Below are 18,035 nucleotides of genomic sequence, written 5' to 3' on the forward strand. Positions count from 1 at the left end.
ATGATGAAAACCGACCCGACCTCCCACCAGCGCATGACCGAACGGCGCAAGGCCGGCTTCGAGAAGAAGAAGGCCGCCGCCACCAAGGAAAAGGGGCTGCTGATCGTCAACACCGGTACCGGCAAGGGCAAGAGCAGCGCCGCCTTCGGCATGGGGCTGCGCGTGGTCGGCCACGGCATGCGTCTGGGCGTGGTGCAGTTCATCAAGGGCGCGCTGCACACCGCCGAGCGCGACCTGCTGGGCGGCTTCGACAACTGCGATTTTCACACCATGGGCGACGGCTACACCTGGAACACCCAGGACCGCGACGCCGACATCGCCACCGCGCGCAAGGGCTGGAACGAGGCATGCCGCATGATCGAAAGCGGCGAGTACGACATGGTGATCCTCGACGAGCTCAATATCGTGCTCAAGTACGACTACCTGCCGCTGGACGAGGTGCTGACGGTACTCGCGGGACGCTCGGCCGACCTGCACGTGGTGGTCACCGGCCGCCACGCGCCGGAGGCGCTGCTCGAGGCAGCGGATCTCGTCACCGAAATGAAGCTGGTCAAGCACCCCTACCGCGAGCAGGGCATCAAGGCGCAGCAGGGCGTCGAGTTCTGAGTATGAGCACCGACACCGTGCGCCGCTGCCCGGCGCTGTTCCTCACCGCGCCGGCCTCGCATCAGGGCAAGACCACGCTCACCGCCGGCCTGGCGCGCTACCACCGTGACCAGGGCCGCACCGTGCGCGTGTTCAAGACCGGGCCGGACTTCCTCGACCCCTACATCCTCGAGCGCGCGTCGGGTAACCCGGTGTACTCGCTCGACCTGTGGATGACCGGCGAAGCCGACTGCCGGCGGCGGCTGTACGAGGCAGCGGCCGATGCCGACCTGATCCTGATCGAGGGCAGCATGGGCTTGTTCGACGGCACGCCGTCGAGTGCCGATCTGGCGCAAACCTTCGGCGTGCCGGTGCTGGCCGTGATCGACGCCACCGGCATGGCGCAGACCTTCGCTGCCGTCGCGCACGGGCTGGAGAGCTTCCGCCCCGGCCTGCCGTTCTACGGCGTGCTGGCCAACCGCGTCGCCAGCGCCCGTCACGCCGAGATGCTGCTAGAGGCGCTGCCACCGGCGCTGCGCTGCCTCGGCACCGTGATGCGCGAAGACGCCATGACGCTGCCGGAGCGCCACTTGGGACTGGTGCAGGCGCAGGAGATCGGCGACCTCGAACGACGCCTGCAGACCGCTGCGGTGCAGATCGCCGACACTGAACTGACGGCTCTGCCGCCGGCCGTCGAATTCCAGCCGGCGCCTATCGTGCCGGTGCCGCCGCTGCTTTCCGGCGTGCGCATCGCCATCGCCCGCGACAAGGCGTTCTCGTTCATTTACCCGGCCAACCTGGAGCTGCTCGCCGCGCTCAGGGCGGAACTCGTGTTCTTCTCGCCGCTGGCCGACGAGCCCCTGCCGCCGGCCGACGCCGTCTACCTACCGGGCGGCTACCCGGAACTGCACCTCGCCGCGCTCTCGGCCAACCTTAGGACCAAGACCGACTTGCAGGCGCACGTCGCGGCCGGCAAGCCGCTCTACGCCGAATGCGGCGGCATGCTCTACCTGCTCGACGCGCTCACCGACAAGGCCGGCCACCGCGGTGCCCTGCTCGGGCTCCTGCCCGGCAGCGCCACGCTACACGGCAGGCTGGCCGGGCTAGGGCTGCAATCGGTCGAACTGAACGGCGAGACGCTGCGCGGCCACACCTTCCATTATTCGAGCCTGCAGACACCGCTCGCCCCGCTCACCCACGCGCAGCGCGCCAGCGGCACGGCGCCTGGCGAAGCGGTCTACCGCCACGGCAGCGTGCTGGCGAGCTATCTGCATACCTACTTCCCGTCCAACCCCACCGCCGCCGCCGGCCTGTTCCTGCCATGAACCGATACAGCGACACCGACATCGCCGCCGTCTACCGCGTGATCCGCGAGCGCCGCGACATGCGCCATTTCCGCCCCGACCCGCTCGGCCCCGCGCTGCTCGAGCGGCTGTTGCAGGCCGCGCACCTGGCGCCCAGCGTCGGCTTCATGCAGCCGTGGCGCTTCATCCGCATCAGCGATGCGGCGCTACGCCGACAGATACACGCGCTGGTCGAGGCCGAACGTATACGCACCGCCGATGCGCTCGGCGAGCGTCAGGACGAATTCATGCGGCTCAAGGTGGAAGGGATTCTCGACTGCGGCGAGGTGCTGGTCGCGGCGCTGATGGACGGACGCGAGCACCACGTGTTCGGCCGGCGCACGCTGCCGGAGATGGACCTGGCCTCGGTCGCCTGTGCCATCCAGAACCTGTGGCTGGCCGCGCGCGCCGAGGGCATCGGCCTCGGCTGGGTGTCGCTGTTCGACCCGGCCGCGCTGGGCGAGCTGCTGCAGCTGCCACCGGGCGCCAAGGCCGTGGCCATCCTCTGCCTCGGCCACGTCGACGCCTTCTACGCCAAACCGATGCTGGAACAGGAAGACTGGGCCAGTCGCCAGCCGCTGGCGGCATTGCTATCCGAAAATTATTGGCAAAATGATGCGTCGATCCGTCGGGAATAATGCCCCTCCCAAGACGCACACGAGCTTAGGCATGCCGGTTCAAACTCATACCTCCATGTAAAACATGGCTTTGTTATTTGTTAAAGGTATGGACGCTCCCTTCATCCAGTGAGTCGCTTGCAACTTGCTGTGGCACCTCAATGCCGCTTCAGAAAGGGGGCGGCCATACCCTTCACAAAGCCGGTCGGAACCGCAGGCCTTACTAGATCTGATGGGCGCTGTTGTACAAATGCCGGTCAGAGCGCAAAGCCCCTTTCCCCAGATGGATTTATGCCACACGGACGGTGGCCGGCGTGCCCAGATGGGTGAAGCGATTCAGGATCGCCGCCCGCACCTGCAACTCCGCCACCTGACGATCGAAGTCTCTGGCCATCACCCGTTCGCCCAGGAGCTTGAAGCAGCGCATCTTGGTTTCCACCAGGCTGCGCCGGTGGTAGCCGCTCCATGTCTTCCAGATCGCCCGACCCAGATGCCGGGTGGTGCGCAGAATCTCGTTACGAGCAGCGGCACCCGGTCGATTCGCTTTCCACGGCTTGGCATTCTTGCGGGTCGGTATCACCGCGACGGCCTGGCGCCGGGCGATGGCCTCATGGCAGCCCTGGGTGTCGTAGGCGCCATCGCCGCTCACAGAAAGAACCGTTTCATCGGACGGGATCTGATCCAGTAACTCGGACAGCATGGGCGCGTCGCCCACCGTGTGGTCGGTGACCTCGATGGCCCGGATCTCCAGGGTCTGCGCATCGATGCCCAGATGGACCTTGCGCCACTGGCGGCGATACTCGGCGCCGTGCTTTTTTGTCTTCCACTCGTACATGGACGCCCCCGGTTTGCCAAGCCCTCAATTCATGACAGCGTGAAGGTATAGATTGCACCCGTACATTCGGACTTTGTTCGTGGAACCATGCCACTGTCCCTGATGGGTTACGCTGGTTGACGCCTCAATCGCCTTCTCGCACTCAAGGTGCCGCGAATGGAACGGGCTTTGCCAACCACGGTCTGACCTGTCTTGCCATCACTTCATGATTGCCTGAGCAATCGGTGGTTCTGCTCTCCCCGCATGGCTATTGCTGGACTTGGTGACGACGACTCGGTCGGTTGATCAGGCGCGGGGCTTGATGGGGGCATATCCCGCCTGATACTGACGATCATGAGCCAACAATGCCCAGACGATGCGAGCATTCTTGTTGGCCAGCGCCACCGCCGCCACGTTCTTGTTGCGCCGGTTGACCACCTGGTTCACCCAGTTGCAGGTCGCGTCAGGTTCCGTCTTGCGGGCTGCTTGAAAGATCACGGCTCGTGCGCCATGAATCAGCAAGGTTCTGAGGTACGTGTCACCGCGCTTGCTGATACCTAGCAGGTTTTGTTTCCCTCCGCTGGAGTGTTGGCGAGGCACCAGCCCCAGCCAGGCCGCCACCTGCCGACCCCCATCAAAGTTCTTGGCATTGCCCAGAGAGGCGACCAGTGCACTGGCGGTGATGGGGCCAATGCCCGGTATTTGCTCTAGTTTCTTGCTGAGCTCGCTTTGGCGGTGCCAGGCTAGGATCTGCGTTTCGAGTTCGCTGGCCTGCTTGTCCAGCGCCTTCAGATGATCGAGCAGGCGCTGAATCAGCAGTCGAAACGATCCAGGCAGTTCGTTGCTGGCATCTTCAATGAGCTCTGGCACCTGGTTGGCAATGTGGCCCATGCCCTGGGGAAGGATCAGCCCGAGCTCAGCCAGCAGACCACGGATCTGGTTGGCCTGGGCAGTGCGGGCTTTGACAAAACCCTGACGTACCCGGTGCAACGCCAGCACGCTTTGCTGTTCCACATTCTTGATTGGCACAAACCGCATGTTCGGGCGGGTCACTGCTTCGCAGATGGCCTCGGCATCCGCGGCATCGTTCTTGTTGGTCTTGACGTAGGGCTTGACGTGCTGGGGCGCCATCAGTTTAACGGCGTGGCCCATGCTCTGGAGCTTGCGAGCCCAGTGATGGGCGCTGCCGCAGGCCTCCATGCCAATGAGGCAGGGCGGCAGGTTGGCAAAGAAGGCTGCCACCTGGTGTCGCGTCACCTGTTTGCGCAGCACCACCTTGCCATGCTCATCGACTCCGTGAACTTGAAACACGTTTTTGGCCAGATCCAGCCCGATCGTTCTACCGTTCATGGTGACGCTCCCTTCAATCAGTGAGGTGATAGCCATCTCACTGTGGCACTGCGATGCCGTTTAGAGGAGGGGGCGTCCATCCCATTGACTCGGACGTACCGGGATGGCGACCACGAGATCCTTTTGACGCCGGCAGACGGTGCTGTAGTCGGGAGCCGGCCAGTTCAGCCCGGCCAGCTTCAACAAACTTTGCACGAAACCGATGGCTTGTCGCAGGGCGAGGCTGAACCGCCCCTTGATGGTCAGACAAAACTGAATGGCCGCGTCGCTGAAGGTCGGAGACCGTCCCCGCTTGCCGGTGGCCAGCCCCTGCCACTGCATGTTCTTGTCCCAGATCATTAGCGCCCCGCGCGCCTTGAGGGCGGCGTTGTCCCCCAAGGGGATTTCCTGCAGGGCATAGGCTTTCCAGTTGGTGGTGCGGTACTTGGCGGCGGCTTGCTCATGATGGCAGCTTACCTGATGATGCCGTCAGGGCGCTGACCGGGGGATTTATGCAACAGCGCCTCGAGGTAGCACCAATTTGGTGCATCCCGGACAAGGCATCACAAAACGGCGTCGCAAGGATGCTAGCTCAGGGCCTCAACCTTTACGGTTGAGGCCCTTTTTTATTTTGGGCATCAGCATCCGACTCTTTTCAGAAAACTTGAAAGCATGAACCGAAGGTGGAGATATCTCACATGGAGACCGCCCTACAACACTGCCCGCAAAGGTCCGGCTCGGGATGGGCGTCACGCGCGCGGCGCAGTCGGCCTGGGTGGTCGTGCGTGACCACAGCAAGCGATCGATCGGTGGACCATCACGACTGCGGGATGAAAAAAGTCACCGCATCGCCGACACTTAGCCAGTACTCCCCCCCCCCCCCCCAAAAAAAAAGATACAGTACCTGTCGATTTCTCTGTCCCTCGTTCGTCGTGTCAGTGGAGCCTAGGTTCAGCCGGTCCAGACCGTCCGGCAACCCAGCTCCGAACCCGAAACCAGAAGGAGTCAATACGATGCGATTCATGATCCTGCGCAAGGCCGACAAGGACACCGAGGCCGGCGTGATGCCGAGCGAGCCGCTGCTTACCGTGATGGGGCAGTATATGGAAGAGATGACCCAAGCCGGCGTGCTGCTCGCGGCCGAGGGGCTGCAGGCGAGCGCTAAGGGGGCGCGCGTCAGGTTCTCGGGCGGCAAGCCTGCCGTGATCGACGGGCCGTTCACCGAGACCAAGGAGCTGATCGCCGGCTTCTGCCTGATCCAGGTGAACTCGAAGCAGGAGGCGGTCGACTGGGCCAAACGCTGGCCGGCGCTCGACGCCGACGGCGAGACAGAGATCGAGATCCGCCAGGTGTTCGAGGCGGAAGACTTCGGCCCCGAGTTCACGCCCGAGCTCAGGGAAGCCGAGGAACGCATGCGTACGCAGGCCGAGCAGCTGGCGAACGACGCGAAGCGCTAAACCCGCAACATCACCCCCAATGCTTGAGAAGGAGACGTCATGCAAGTCCAGCCCTATCTGTTTTTTGACGGCCGCTGTGAAGAGGCGGTCGAGTTCTACCGCAACGCGCTCGGCGCCGAGGTCTTGATGCTGATGCGCATGAAGGACAGCCCCGAGCCGCCGCAACCGGGCATGGTGCCGCCCGGTGCCGAGGACAAGGTGATGCATGCGAGCTTCCGCATCGGCGAGACCACGGTGATGGCTTCCGACGGCCGCTGCCTGGGGCAGCCGAGCTTCCAGGGCTTTTCGCTGTCGCTCTCGGTGGCCGACCAGACCGAGGCCGAGCGGCTGTTCGCGGCGTTGGGCGACGGTGGCCAGGTGCAGATGCCGCTAGCCAAGACCTTCTTTTCGCCGAGCTTCGGCATGGTGGCCGACCGCTTCGGCGTGTCGTGGATGATCATCGTGGAAGCTTGAGCGCCGTGTCGATTTGGCCAGGCCCCGTTCGTCGTACAGATAGAGCGGTGGCTTGGCCGGTCGGGTCCGTCCGCCCCGCTCGCAACTGAAATCACTGAAATCACTAAGGAGTAACAAGATGCGATTCATGATGCTGATGATCCCGAAGGGCTACGAGAACGCCGCGCCGGGCAGCATGCCGGACGCCGAGGCTGTCGCCGCGATGATGAAATACAACGAAGCGCTGCAGAAGGCCGGCGTGCTGCTGGCGCTCGATGGCCTGCACCCGCCGTCGATGGGCGCGCGCGTCTCGTTCGATGGCGGCAAGCCGAAGGTGACCGACGGGCCGTTCGCCGAGGCGAAGGAGGTGGTCGGCGGCTACTGGATGATCCAGGTGAAGTCCAAGGAAGAGGCGATCGAATGGGCGTCGCGCTGCCCCGCCTCGGCCAACGAAGTGATCGAGATTCGCCAGGTGCAGGAATTCTCGGACTTTCCGGCCGATGTCCAAGAGGCCGCGGCCGGGTTTTCCGAGATGCAGGCCGAGGCCGGGCAGCGCCGGGAGACATGACGGCTTGTGCCACCCACCGCGCGATCGACGCGGTCTGGCGGATCGAGTCCGCCCGGATCATCGCCAGCCTCGCGCGCATGGTGCGTGACGTCGGCCTCGCCGAGGAGCTGGCGCAGGACGCTCTGGTCATCGCGCTCGAGCGCTGGCCAGAGTCGGGCATCCCGGACAATCCGGGCGCCTGGCTGATGGCCGCCGCCAAGCATCGAGCGCTCGATCACTTGCGCCGAAAGAAGCTGCTCGAGCGCAAGCACGAGGAGTTCGGTCGCGAACTCGAGGTGCAGCAGGAGCTGGCCGTGGACGACGTCGACACCGCGCCCGACGATGACATCGGCGACGACCTGCTGCGCCTCGTGTTCACCGCCTGCCATCCGGTGCTCTCGACCGAGGCGCGCGTCGCGCTCACGCTGCGCCTGCTCGGCGGGTTGGCCACCGACGAGATCGCGCGTGCGTTCCTCGTTCCGGAGCCGACCGTCGCGCAGCGCATCGTCCGCGCCAAGCGCACCCTCGCCGAGGCGCGCGTCCCGTTCGAGGTGCCGCGAAGAGACGAGCTCGCCGCCCGGCTGGCGGCGGTGCTGCAGGTCCTCTACCTCGTCTTCAACGAAGGCTACTCGTCCACCGCCGGTGACGACTGGATACGACCCGCGCTGTGCGAGGAGGCGCTGCGTCTCGGCCGTATCCTGGCCGAGCTCGCGCCACAGGAGCCGGAGGTCCACGGCCTGGTGGCGCTGATGGAGATCCAGGCGTCGCGCACGCGGGCGCGGATCGGCCCGTCCGGCGAACCGATCCTGCTGCTCGAGCAAAATCGGGCGCGCTGGGATCAGCTGCTGATCCGTCGCGGCCTTGCCGCACTCGAGCGCGCCGAAGCGCTCGGCGGCGCGTTCGGCCCATACGCGTTGCAGGCCGCGATCGCCGCCTGTCATGCACGAGCGCGCACGTCGGAGGAGACGGACTGGGCGCGCATCGCGGCGCTCTACGATGCGCTCGCCCAGCTTGCACCGTCACCCGTCGTGGAGCTGAACCGGGCGGTCGCGCTCGCGATGGCGTTCGGTCCGGCAGCGGGGCTCGAGCTCGTCGACGCGCTGACCTCGGAGCCGACGCTCAAGGGCTACCACCTGTTGCCGAGCGTGCGCGGCGACCTGCTCGCCAAGCTCGACCGCCTCGACGAGGCGCGTGCGGAGTTCGAGCACGCGGCTTCGCTCACGCGCAACGAACGCGAGCGCGAGCTGCTCCTCGAGCGTGCTCGAGCGTGCGCACGCGGATCGGCACCGCCCGAGCCGCGGTGACGAAAGCGGCGCGTCTCGCGCTTTACACGCATGCCAGGCGAGCCGATGGCGCTCATCGCTCGCCATGGGGGCGCCTTTAAGGCGTCGATCGTCTGGTAGGCTGAGGTCCAGAAATCGAGATCGGCTTCACCCAGTCCTCGGGTAGCTAGACGCGGTGGCATCAGGATCGCGACCCTGTGCAAAATCGCACGCCACTTGCGCACCCTGCGTCATTCAATTTGCACTGCCGTCCTCACCGCGCACCCGTTACCTCGACTTGCGCGCCTAGCCATGAGCGGTTCCGTGACATTCGTGGTTAGATAGTTAATTGTTTTTTCAGCTGTAAGAGTGAATCGGCACAGGTGTTCTAGCTCACAAAGCGTCTGCTTTGGGTCGTGTTGACGACCTTTGGCTTGCGTCCGCCGGGCCCGCAGCCATTTCGTGCGCCCATCTTGAGCTGTCGCACGAGGGTCATTTACCCAATAATTTGAACTGAAGACGTCGCCATGCTCGCAGTCCGGGACGCATACTGACGGCAGCTCGGCACTCCATCCAAGTCTTTCCATAAAGACACCGACGCCGGAACCAATGACACTGAACGTGCTTCCTGGACAATAGCGCCATGCCATACTTGCCCACATTCATTCCCCCTTCCCGCTACAACGACCCGGTTGCCGCGCTGGACCAGGTTCGCCACATTTATGAGAGCAGCCTCGCCCACCTGCGCGAGGCGATGCAGCGCTTCGTCGCCGGTGAAAACCTGCCCGGCCATGTCCGCGCCTTTTATCCCTTCGTCAGGATCCAGACCGAGACCGTGTCGCGTTTGAACCCTGCGGAGAATGCACGCCTGAGTTACGGCTTCGTGGCGGGCCCGGGCCGCTTCGAGACCACGCTGACCCGACCGGACCTGTTCGGCGACTATTACCTCGAGCAATTCACGCTATTGCTGCAAAACCACGGCGTCGAACTGGAAATCGGCACCAGTTCGCAGCCGATCCCGGTGCACTTCTCGTTTGCGGAGAGCGACCACATCGAAGGCAGCATGAGCGCGGAGCGCCGGCAGCTGATGCGCGACGTGTTCGACCTGCCGGACCTCGCCGCGATGGACGACGGCATCGCCAACGGCACGTACGAGCCCCGCTCGGGCGAGCCGCAGCCGCTGTCGCTGTTCACCGCTCCGCGCGTCGACTACTCGCTGCATCGCCTCCGGCACTATTCGGGCACCCTGCCCGAACACTTCCAGAACTTCGTGCTGTTCACCAACTACCAGTTCTACATCGACGAGTTCATCCGCCTCGGCCTCGAAAGCATCGACGACCCCGACAGCGACTACACGGCCTTCGTCGAGCCCGGCAATGTGATCACCCGCCGGAAAGGGCTGGCCGCCGAGGCGGGCGACGCCTCGGGCAAGGCCCCGCCGCGCCTGCCGCAGATGCCGGCCTACCACCTGATGCGTGGCGACCGCTGCGGCATCACCATGGTCAATATCGGCGTCGGCCCGGCCAACGCCAAAACCATTACCGACCACATCGCCGTGCTGCGCCCGCACGCCTGGGTCATGCTGGGCCACTGTGCAGGCCTGCGCCAGACGCAGCAGCTCGGCGACTATGTGCTGGCGCACGGCTATGTGCGGGACGACCACGTGCTCGATCAGGACCTGCCGCTCTGGGTGCCGATTCCCGCCCTGGCCGAGATCCAGCTGGCGCTGGCCGCCGCGGTGTCCGACATCACCGAGACCCGCGGTCCCGAGCTCAAGCGCATCATGCGCACCGGGACCGTGGCCAGCACCGACAATCGCAACTGGGAACTGCTGCCCGACAACCGGCCGCAGCGCCGCTTCAGCCAGAGCCGGGCCGTGGCGCTGGACATGGAAAGCGCCACCATCGCCGGCAACGGTTTCCGTTTCCGGGTGCCGTACGGCACGCTGCTGTGCGTGAGCGACAAGCCCTTGCACGGCGAGATCAAGCTGCCCGGGATGGCCAATCACTTCTATCGCGAACGCGTCGATCAGCACCTGCGCATCGGCATCCGGGCGATGGAACTGCTTCGCGAGCAGGGCGTGAACCAGCTTCACAGCCGCAAGCTGCGCAGCTTTGCAGAGGTGGCGTTTCAGTAGGCGGGAGCGTTCTCCCGCACGAAATTCGACGCGCCGTTCAGCTGCTTGACTTGCTCCCTGCATAGGGCTAGCGCCCCATGTCCGAAACGGGGGGCGCTTTCTATACTGGCTAGGAGTGGCGTGAGCCGTCGGATGCGCCGCCGGAGGCGCGACATGTCAGCGATCCTGCACCTTCCCTTGCCCGTCCTGGACGCGCTGCGCGCCGTTGCGCACGCGGGCTATCCGCACGAGACCTGCGGCCTACTCATCGGCCAACGAGAAGAGCCGCAGTACTGCCGTGTCCACTCGATGCACCCGGCGCGCAACCTCAACCGGGAACGCGCGCGCGACCGCTACGAACTGGACCCCGCCGACTACCTCGCGGCCGAGCAGGCGGCGCGGGACGCTGGGCTGGACGTCGTCGGCGTCTGGCACACCCACCCCGACCACCCCGCCGTGCCGAGCGAGACCGACCGCGCCGCCGCTTGGGAGGGCTGGTCCTACCTGATCCTGTCGGTAAACCGCGATGGTGTGGCGGCGGTCAAATCCTGGCGGCTTAGCGGGGATGTCTTCGAGGAAGAGGAGCTTGAATCATGAGCGCGCTCGTGGTGATTCGTATTCCCACCCCTTTACGTACTTACACCGAAGGCGCCGACGAGGTCGCTGTGCAGGCCGACACGGTGGGGGAGGCATTGGCCAGCCTGTTCCAACGGCATGAAGGCATCGGGGAGCGCATCCTCGGTCCGGATGGCGAGCCGCGCCCCTTCGTGAACATCTATCTCGGCAAGGCCGACGTGCGCGCCCGGCAAGGCTTATCCACCCCGGTCAAGGAGGGCGACGTGATCGCGATCGTGCCTGCCGTCGCGGGAGGCCGCCATGAAAGCGAAAGATAGGCAGCTCGCCGAGCTGAAATCGCGCATCGCCGAAATCACGCCGGGCGAGGCCTTGCAGCTGCAGGTGCAGGGTGCGGCCCTCATCGACGTGCGCGAGGCCGAAGAGATCGCGCAGGGCAGCCCGCCCGGCGCGCACCGGCTCGGGCGCGGCTTCCTGGAGCTGCGCGTAGAGGACGCGATCCCGGACTTCGGCCAACCGGTCGTCGTGATGTGCAACGGCGGCACGCGCTCGCTGTTCGCCGCGGACAGCCTCGCGCGGCTGGGTTACAGCACGCTCTATTCGATGGCGGGCGGCTTCGCGCGCTGGAAGGCCGAAGGGCTGCCGTTCGAACAGCCGTCGCGACTCGACGCCTCGGCGCGCGAACGCTACGCGCGCCATCTCTCGATCCCCGAGGTCGGCGAGGCGGGCCAGACGCGGCTGTTGGCGTCCCGGGTGCTGCTGATCGGCGCCGGCGGCCTCGGCTGCCCGGCCGCGTTCTACCTCGGCGCGGCCGGCGTCGGCACGCTAGGCATCGTCGACCACGACGTCGTCGACCGCAGCAATCTGCAACGGCAGATCCTGCATGCCGAGGCCAAGATCGGCATGCCCAAGGTCAGATCGGCCCGGCAGGCGATCGAGGCGCTGAACCCGACCATCAAGGTCGAGACCTACGAGACGCGCCTCACGAGCGAGAACGTCGAGGACATCTTCTCCGGCTACGACGTCGTGGTCGACGGCTCGGACAACTTCCCGACGCGCTACCTGGTGAACGACGCGTGCGTGAAGCTCGGCATCCCCAACGTGCACGGCTCGGTCTACCGCTTCGAAGGGCAGGCCAGCGTGTTCTGGCCCGGCTACGGCAAGCGGCGCGGCCCGTGCTACCGCTGCCTGTATCCGGAACCGCCGCCGCCCGAGTTCGCGCCGTCGTGCATGGAGGCCGGCGTGCTCGGCGTGCTGCCGGGGCTGATCGGCCTGATCGAGGCGGTCGAAACGCTCAAGCTGCTGCTCGACATCGGCGACCCGCTCGTCGGCCGGCTGCTGTGCTACGACGCGCTGAAGGCCGAGTTCACCGAGCTGCAATTGCAACCCAACCCAGACTGCGCCTACTGCGCCGCCGGCCGCACCTTCCCCGGCTACGTCGACTACGAGCGCTTCTGCCATGCAGCCTGACGCGGCGGCGCTACCCGCGCCCGCCCGCGCGCTCATCGCCGCCGTCGGCCACACGCCGCTGGTGGAGCTTTCCTTCGTCGCCGAGGTGGCGCCCGGCACGCGGCTGTTCGCCAAGCTCGAGAGCGTCAACCCCGGCGGCTCGATCAAGGACCGGCCGGTCGCGCGCATGCTGGTCGAGGCGTGGCGGGCGGGGACCTTCGCCGGAGGCAGGCGTCTATTGGACTCCTCGTCGGGCAACGCCGGCATTTCCTACGCGATGCTCGGCGCGGCGCTCGGCGTCGGCGTCACCATCGTCGTGCCGGGCAACGCCAGCCGCGAGCGGCTGGACCGCATGCGCGCGCACGGCGCCGAGCTGATCGTCACCGACCCGATCGAGGGCTACGACTTCGCGCTGCGCGAGGCAAGAAGGTTGGCCGAGGCCGACCCAGACCGTTACTGGCATTGCGACCAGTATTCCAACTGCAACAACTGGCTCGCCCATTTCGACGGCACGGCGGAGGAGATCGTCACGCAACTGTCCGAGCTGGGCCTCGGCCCGCCCGACGCGCTCGTCGCCGGCATCGGCACCGGCGGCACGCTCACCGGCACCGGCCGGCGGCTGCGGCAGGCCAACCCGCACACGCATATCGCCGCGGTGATCCCCGAGACCTTCCCCGGCATCGAAGGGCTGAAGCCCTATGGCTCGCCCGGCGACATCGTCCCCGAGCTGCTCGATGCCACGCTGATCGACGAGACCCTCGCCGTCACGTCGGACCAGGCCGTCGCGATGTGCGCGCGCCTCGCCCGGCTCGGCCTGTACGTCGGCCCGTCGTCCGGCGCCTTCGTCCACGCCGCGCTTGAGGTCGCGTCGCAGCGACGCTACCCGGTGATCGTCACCTTTCTCAACGACACCGGCGAGCGCTACGTTTCGACCGGGATGTGGCAGCAGATCGCGACCTTGCGTCGTACGTAGACAAAGACCCGCCCGCCCCCGACGTTTTCCATCGACTACCCTCAGCCTGAGGGCCCACGAATGACGATGCCGATTGCGTTCACCCGGCGCATCGCCCTTCCCGATACCCTTTTACGCGCCGCCCACCGTGCATGCCGTTCCGGACCGTGAAGCGCCCGCCTTCAAGGCGGTTCCTCGTCCCCCACCTCGATAGGTCGCCATGAAAGCCGCCCAACACCTGATGCTCGCCGCCGGCCTGTTTCTGGCCGGCCTGCCCGCGCACGCCGCCGGCGTGCAGACCTTCAGCCCGCAAGGCGAAGCCCGTGCGCCCGAGCAGGTCCGGATCAGCTTCGCGACGCCGATGATCCGGCTCGGCGACACCGCGGCGCCCGCGCCGATGCAGATGTCGTGCGCGCTCGATGGCAAGGGGCACTGGGTCGACGACAAGACCTGGGTGTTCGACATCAAGGAGGCGCCGCCGGCCGACACAAGCTGCCGTTTCACGCCGCGCGCCGGGCTCAAGGACCTCGCGGGCACTTCGATCGCGCCGACCTCTTACGGCTTTTTCACCGGCGCGCCCGCCATCGTGAAGAGCTGGCCGTCCGCCGGCGCGCGCGTGACGAGCACGCTCGACGCCGACCTGCAGCGCTACGCGACCGCGACGCTCAAGCGGCATCTGGCGGCGCTCGCCGAGCGCAACGTGCAGGACGGCGCCGCCGTCGTGCTCGACAACGCCAGCGGCGACATCCTCGCGTGGGTCGGCTCGAGCGGCTCGCTGTCGGCGCGGCCGACATCCGGCTGATCGATCTTGCCAACGCCTACCGCACGCTCGCCAATCAGGGGCTGTACAGCGCGATGCGCTGGACCTTGGCCGAGCCTCGCTCAAAACCTATACGCAAGCTCGACGCGGCGACCAGCTTCATCGTCGCCGGCATCCTCTCCGACCGCACCGCGCGCGCGGACCTTCGGCCTGGAGAGCGCGCTGTCGACGCGCTACTGGAGCGCGGTCAAGACCGGCACCAGCAAGGACATGCGCGACAACTGGGCGGTCGGCTTCTCGCGCCGCTACACGGTCGCGGTCTGGGTCGGCAACGCCGGCGGCGAATCGATGTGGGACGTCTCGGGCATGCACGGCGCGGCGCCGGTGTGGCTGGCGCTGCTCGATCATCTGCAGCGCTCCGCGCCGTCGCAGCCGCCCACAGCCCCCGCCGGCGTCACCCGGCGCACGGTGCGCTACCAGGACGGCATCGAAGCCGGCCGGCACGAATGGTTTCTCGCCGGCACCGAACGCGACCGGCAGGTGAACCAGCCGGCCGGCATCGCAGCGCCCTTGGACGGCAGCGTGTTCGCGCTCGACCCGGACATCCCGCCGGCCAACCAGCGCCTGCTGCTGCGCGCGCGCGGCGTGAACGCGCCGCAATGGTGGATGGACGGCAAGATGATCGGCCGGGGCGCCCCCTACCCTGGATGCCCTGGCCGGGACGACACACGCTGGAGCTGAAGGACGGCGCCGGCCAGGTGCGCGGCCGCGTTCGTTTCTCGGTCCGCGGCGCCTTCGTCAAGACGCCGTGACGGCGACGGCCGTCGCGATGAACTTTCCGCCCCGGCAGCGAACGCTTCGCCGAAACAGCATTTCCCCCACAATGATCAGCATTAATTTCTCGATAAAAACCATGCCTATACGATGTTTGTAATTACAGATTACGTATCATATACTCTGCAAAAAAAAAGAATGGATCCGATGCCGTGCCGCGACAGGTCGGGCTCCCGGCCGGTCGTTCAAGCCACCGACGGTCTTGGCGGCCCGCCGAAGCCAGCACGGCCCCCGACCGTCAGGAGTATCCGTATAGGCACGGGCTCGGCGGCGGTCCTAGATGGGTCCCGGCGCGATGATTCACCGTTCTTTGGCAACCCATCCCGGCACGCGATGTTGCAACGCGCCGCCCTTTGCCCCGGCACGCGACGCTGGCAAACCCTGCTGGCATGACCAGTAAGACCTCTATAAGTTTTCACCTGCCACGGAGGACATTCGCCAGAACCTCACGCTTGCGCACAACAATACGGGCCACAGAGCCCGACACACAGCCGCACCCCTACAAAGGAGAACCTGCACTATGCAGAACAAGAAAAAACTCGCCCTCGCGCTCGCCATCCTGCCGTCCCTGCCGCTGGCCGCGCACGCCGACGTCACCGTCTACGGCTTCCTCAGCGGCGGCGTCGAGAGCACCAAGGCCACCGGCAACGGCGACACCGCCAAGGACTACCGCTCGACCACCCGCGTGCTCGACAACAACTCGCGCATCGGTTTCAAGGGGAACGAAGACCTCGGCAACGGCCTGAAGGCGATCTGGCAGGTCGAAAGCAGCCTGCGCAACTTCGAGCAGGGCGGCATCAACGACAAGGGCGAAACGGCGACCCTGGCCACGCGCAACACCTTCGTCGGCCTGCAGGGCGGCTTCGGGACTTTCCTGCTCGGCAACTACGACACCGCGTACAAGCGCCTGCCCGGCTCGGTCGGACTGAACATCCTCGGCGACACCGCCGGCGACACCCATGGTGGCGTCGGCATCCACAGCCGCCGGGAAACCCGCCTCAAGAACAGCGTGAACTACACCTCGCCGATGTTCTTGGGCATTCAGGCCGGCGTCTCCTACGGCGTCGACGAAGCGCGCACCGTCGGCTCGGTCGACGGCTACCGCCAGAACGATGACCGTCTGTCGGTCGCGGCCAGTTACGCCAACGGCGGCCTGAAGCTGGGTGCGGGCTACGATCGCGAAGGCTCGCGCCTCAACAGCAGCACGCCTGCCAACCAGACCAAGTCCATCGACAAGACCGAGGGCTACAAACTCGCCGCCGGCTACAAGTTCGCGACCGGTACCTTCGTCGGCGCCGGCTTCGAACAGGTCAAGGTCGACAATGCCTCCGCCGCCGACACCACGCAGAACGACTGGCTGGTCGCGCTTGGCCAGGACTTTGGCGCCGTCACCGTGAAGGCGGGCTACGGCCGGCTCGGCAAGCTGAAAAACGCCGCAGCCGGCACCGAAGACGACTACAAGGCCAGACAGTGGCTGCTGGGCGCGACCTACGACCTGTCCAAGCGCACCCAGCTCTACGCCTACGCCACCAAGATCAAGAACGAGAGCAAAGCCAGCGTGAACTTCGTCACCAACTCGGTCTACAGCGAAGGCGGCGGCACCGGCGCCGCCAAGCTGACCGCCGGCAACGACCCGCAGGCCTTCGGCATCGGCATGAAGGTCTCGTTCTGAAGCCTTCCAATCGTTGACCGCGCATGAGCGCCTCCGCATTGCGGGGGCGCTTGGGCGGGGTGCTTACTTGCTCCGGGTCGAACAGCCAGGTCCGCACCTTCGGGTGCGTCCGACGACCCCGGTCGGGTCCGCCGCGCACCCGTCTGCGACGTGACCCCGCCTTTGCCGGTATAATCTCCGCCGTTACGCCGCCCGAGGGGCGGCCTTTGCCATTTCGAGGACCCCCATGAGCCGCATCACCCTCTCGCGCTTTCTCATCGAGCAGCAACGCTCGGCCAACCTGTTGCCGGCCGAACTGCGCTTTTTGATCGAAACCGTCGCCCGCGCCTGCAAGGCGATCAGCCACTCGGTCAACAAGGGCGCGCTGGCCGGCGTGCTCGGCGAGGCCGGCACCGGCAACGTGCAGGGCGAGGCGCAGAAGAAGCTCGACGTGATCGCCAACGACGTGCTGCTCGAAGCCAACGAATGGGGCGGCAGCCTCGCCGGCATGGCGTCCGAGGAGATGGACCTCCCGTACGCCATCCCCGGCCAGTACCCGAAGGGCGCCTACCTGCTGCTGTTCGACCCGCTCGACGGCTCGTCGAACATCGACGTCGACATCTCGGTCGGCACCATCTTCTCGGTGCTGCGCTGCCCGGAAGGCGTGACCGAGCCGACCGAGCAGGACTTCCTGCAGCCGGGATCGACCCAAGTCGCCGCCGGCTACACGCTGTACGGCCCGCAGACCATGCTGGTGCTGACCGTCGGCAACGGCGTGAACGGCTTCACGCTGGATAGGGAAACCGGCAGCTTCGTCCTGACCCACCCGGACATGAAGGTGCCGGAAGCGACGAAGGAATTCGCGATCAATATGTCGAACCAGCGCCACTGGGAAGCGCCGGTGCAGCGCTACGTCGGCGAACTGCTCGAAGGCAAGACCGGAGTGCGCGGCAAGGACTACAACATGCGCTGGGTCGCGGCTATGGTCGCCGAGGTGCACCGCATCCTCGTGCGCGGCGGTGTGTTCATGTACCCGAAGGACGCGCGCGACCCGAGCAAACCCGGCAAGCTGCGCCTCTTGTACGAAGGCAACCCGATGGCGTGGCTGATCGAGCAGGCCGGCGGCGTCGCGACCAACGGCCATCAACGCATCCTCGACATCGTGCCCGGCCAGTTGCACGAGCGCGTTGCGGTGTTCCTCGGCTCGAAAGAAGAAGTCGAAACGGTGACCCGATACCACGCCGAGTAAGCCGTCCCCGACAAAGAAACAGGCCGCCCATGGGCGGCCTGTTCTGTTTCCAGCCGAGAAGGTTG

17 protein-coding genes and 2 pseudogenes are annotated in these 18,035 nt (G+C 66.1%); 16 read left to right on the top strand and 3 right to left on the bottom strand.

Features of this window, described 5'->3' with window-relative positions:
- The 3 genes from cobO to bluB are packed head-to-tail and all read left to right on the top strand — an operon-like array spanning position 1 to position 2,566.
- Positions 1 to 606 (top strand): cob(I)yrinic acid a,c-diamide adenosyltransferase, encoded by a 606-nt coding sequence (gene cobO / locus DWG20_RS14545; RefSeq protein WP_245944729.1) that lies wholly within the window; start codon positions 1 to 3, stop codon positions 604 to 606.
- 2 nt (positions 607 to 608) lie between these two features.
- Positions 609 to 1,910, top strand: a complete 1,302-nt coding sequence (locus tag DWG20_RS14550) for a cobyrinic acid a,c-diamide synthase CobB (RefSeq protein WP_115434480.1) — start codon at positions 609 to 611, stop codon at positions 1,908 to 1,910.
- Positions 1,907 to 2,566 carry a 5,6-dimethylbenzimidazole synthase gene (gene bluB, locus DWG20_RS14555; protein WP_115434481.1) on the top strand — a complete coding sequence of 220 codons (660 nt, stop codon included), beginning with the start codon at positions 1,907 to 1,909 and terminating at the stop codon, positions 2,564 to 2,566. The genes DWG20_RS14550 and bluB overlap by 4 nt, the downstream gene beginning before the upstream one ends.
- A gap of 268 nt (positions 2,567 to 2,834) precedes the next feature.
- Here the strand turns inward: bluB and DWG20_RS14560 are convergent.
- The 3 genes and pseudogenes from DWG20_RS14560 to DWG20_RS14570 all read right to left on the bottom strand — a co-directional run.
- Positions 2,835 to 3,374 (bottom strand): annotated as a pseudogene (locus DWG20_RS14560) (IS5 family transposase); the annotation flags it as partial.
- Between the two features lie 291 nt (positions 3,375 to 3,665).
- Positions 3,666 to 4,709, bottom strand: a complete 1,044-nt coding sequence (locus DWG20_RS14565; RefSeq protein ID WP_115434482.1) for an IS110 family RNA-guided transposase — start codon at positions 4,707 to 4,709, stop codon at positions 3,666 to 3,668.
- 87 nt (positions 4,710 to 4,796) lie between these two features.
- Positions 4,797 to 5,102: pseudogene (locus tag DWG20_RS14570) on the bottom strand (transposase); the annotation flags it as partial.
- A 599-nt stretch (positions 5,103 to 5,701) separates the two neighbouring features.
- Here DWG20_RS14570 and DWG20_RS14575 point away from each other — a divergent pair.
- The 13 genes from DWG20_RS14575 (at position 5,702) to DWG20_RS14630 (ending at position 17,970) form a co-directional block, all read left to right on the top strand.
- Complete coding sequence (locus DWG20_RS14575) at positions 5,702 to 6,145, top strand: YciI family protein (protein WP_115434483.1); 444 nt, start codon at positions 5,702 to 5,704, stop codon at positions 6,143 to 6,145.
- A gap of 39 nt (positions 6,146 to 6,184) precedes the next feature.
- Positions 6,185 to 6,598 carry a VOC family protein gene (locus DWG20_RS14580; RefSeq protein ID WP_115434484.1) on the top strand — a complete coding sequence of 138 codons (414 nt, stop codon included), beginning with the start codon at positions 6,185 to 6,187 and terminating at the stop codon, positions 6,596 to 6,598.
- A gap of 118 nt (positions 6,599 to 6,716) precedes the next feature.
- The gene (locus tag DWG20_RS14585) at positions 6,717 to 7,145 is read left to right on the top strand and encodes a YciI family protein (protein ID WP_115434485.1); all 429 of its coding nucleotides are present in this window, start codon (positions 6,717 to 6,719) and stop codon (positions 7,143 to 7,145) included.
- A complete protein-coding gene (locus DWG20_RS14590) occupies positions 7,142 to 8,428 on the top strand; it encodes an RNA polymerase sigma factor (RefSeq protein ID WP_115434486.1) in 1,287 nt (428 codons plus the stop codon). Before DWG20_RS14585 ends, DWG20_RS14590 begins: the two co-directional genes overlap by 4 nt.
- 601 nt (positions 8,429 to 9,029) lie before the next feature.
- Positions 9,030 to 10,523, top strand: a complete 1,494-nt coding sequence (locus DWG20_RS14595; protein WP_115434487.1) for an AMP nucleosidase — start codon at positions 9,030 to 9,032, stop codon at positions 10,521 to 10,523.
- Between the two features lie 153 nt (positions 10,524 to 10,676).
- Positions 10,677 to 11,099, top strand: coding sequence for a M67 family metallopeptidase (locus DWG20_RS14600; protein ID WP_115434488.1), 423 nt, complete (start codon positions 10,677 to 10,679; stop codon positions 11,097 to 11,099).
- Positions 11,096 to 11,395, top strand: a complete 300-nt coding sequence (locus tag DWG20_RS14605) for a MoaD/ThiS family protein (RefSeq protein ID WP_115434489.1) — start codon at positions 11,096 to 11,098, stop codon at positions 11,393 to 11,395. The genes DWG20_RS14600 and DWG20_RS14605 overlap by 4 nt, the downstream gene beginning before the upstream one ends.
- Positions 11,379 to 12,545, top strand: coding sequence for a molybdopterin-synthase adenylyltransferase MoeB (gene moeB / locus DWG20_RS14610; protein ID WP_115434490.1), 1,167 nt, complete (start codon positions 11,379 to 11,381; stop codon positions 12,543 to 12,545). The genes DWG20_RS14605 and moeB overlap by 17 nt, the downstream gene beginning before the upstream one ends.
- Positions 12,535 to 13,497 (top strand): PLP-dependent cysteine synthase family protein, encoded by a 963-nt coding sequence (locus DWG20_RS14615; RefSeq protein ID WP_115434491.1) that lies wholly within the window; start codon positions 12,535 to 12,537, stop codon positions 13,495 to 13,497. The genes moeB and DWG20_RS14615 overlap by 11 nt, the downstream gene beginning before the upstream one ends.
- 199 nt (positions 13,498 to 13,696) lie before the next feature.
- Positions 13,697 to 14,278 carry a hypothetical protein gene (locus DWG20_RS16285; protein WP_220271968.1) on the top strand — a complete coding sequence of 194 codons (582 nt, stop codon included), beginning with the start codon at positions 13,697 to 13,699 and terminating at the stop codon, positions 14,276 to 14,278.
- 228 nt (positions 14,279 to 14,506) lie between these two features.
- Entirely contained in the window at positions 14,507 to 14,977 is a 471-nt protein-coding gene (locus tag DWG20_RS16290) for a hypothetical protein (RefSeq protein ID WP_220271969.1), read from the top strand.
- Positions 14,978 to 15,590: 613 nt separating this feature from the next.
- Positions 15,591 to 16,742 (top strand): porin, encoded by a 1,152-nt coding sequence (locus tag DWG20_RS14625; protein WP_115434492.1) that lies wholly within the window; start codon positions 15,591 to 15,593, stop codon positions 16,740 to 16,742.
- Between the two features lie 226 nt (positions 16,743 to 16,968).
- Positions 16,969 to 17,970, top strand: coding sequence for a class 1 fructose-bisphosphatase (locus tag DWG20_RS14630; protein WP_115434493.1), 1,002 nt, complete (start codon positions 16,969 to 16,971; stop codon positions 17,968 to 17,970).
- Positions 17,971 to 18,035 lie beyond the last annotated feature (65 nt).

Origin of the sequence: Crenobacter cavernae (assembly GCF_003355495.1) — a bacterium.
Lineage (GTDB): Bacteria > Pseudomonadota > Gammaproteobacteria > Burkholderiales > Chromobacteriaceae > Crenobacter > Crenobacter cavernae.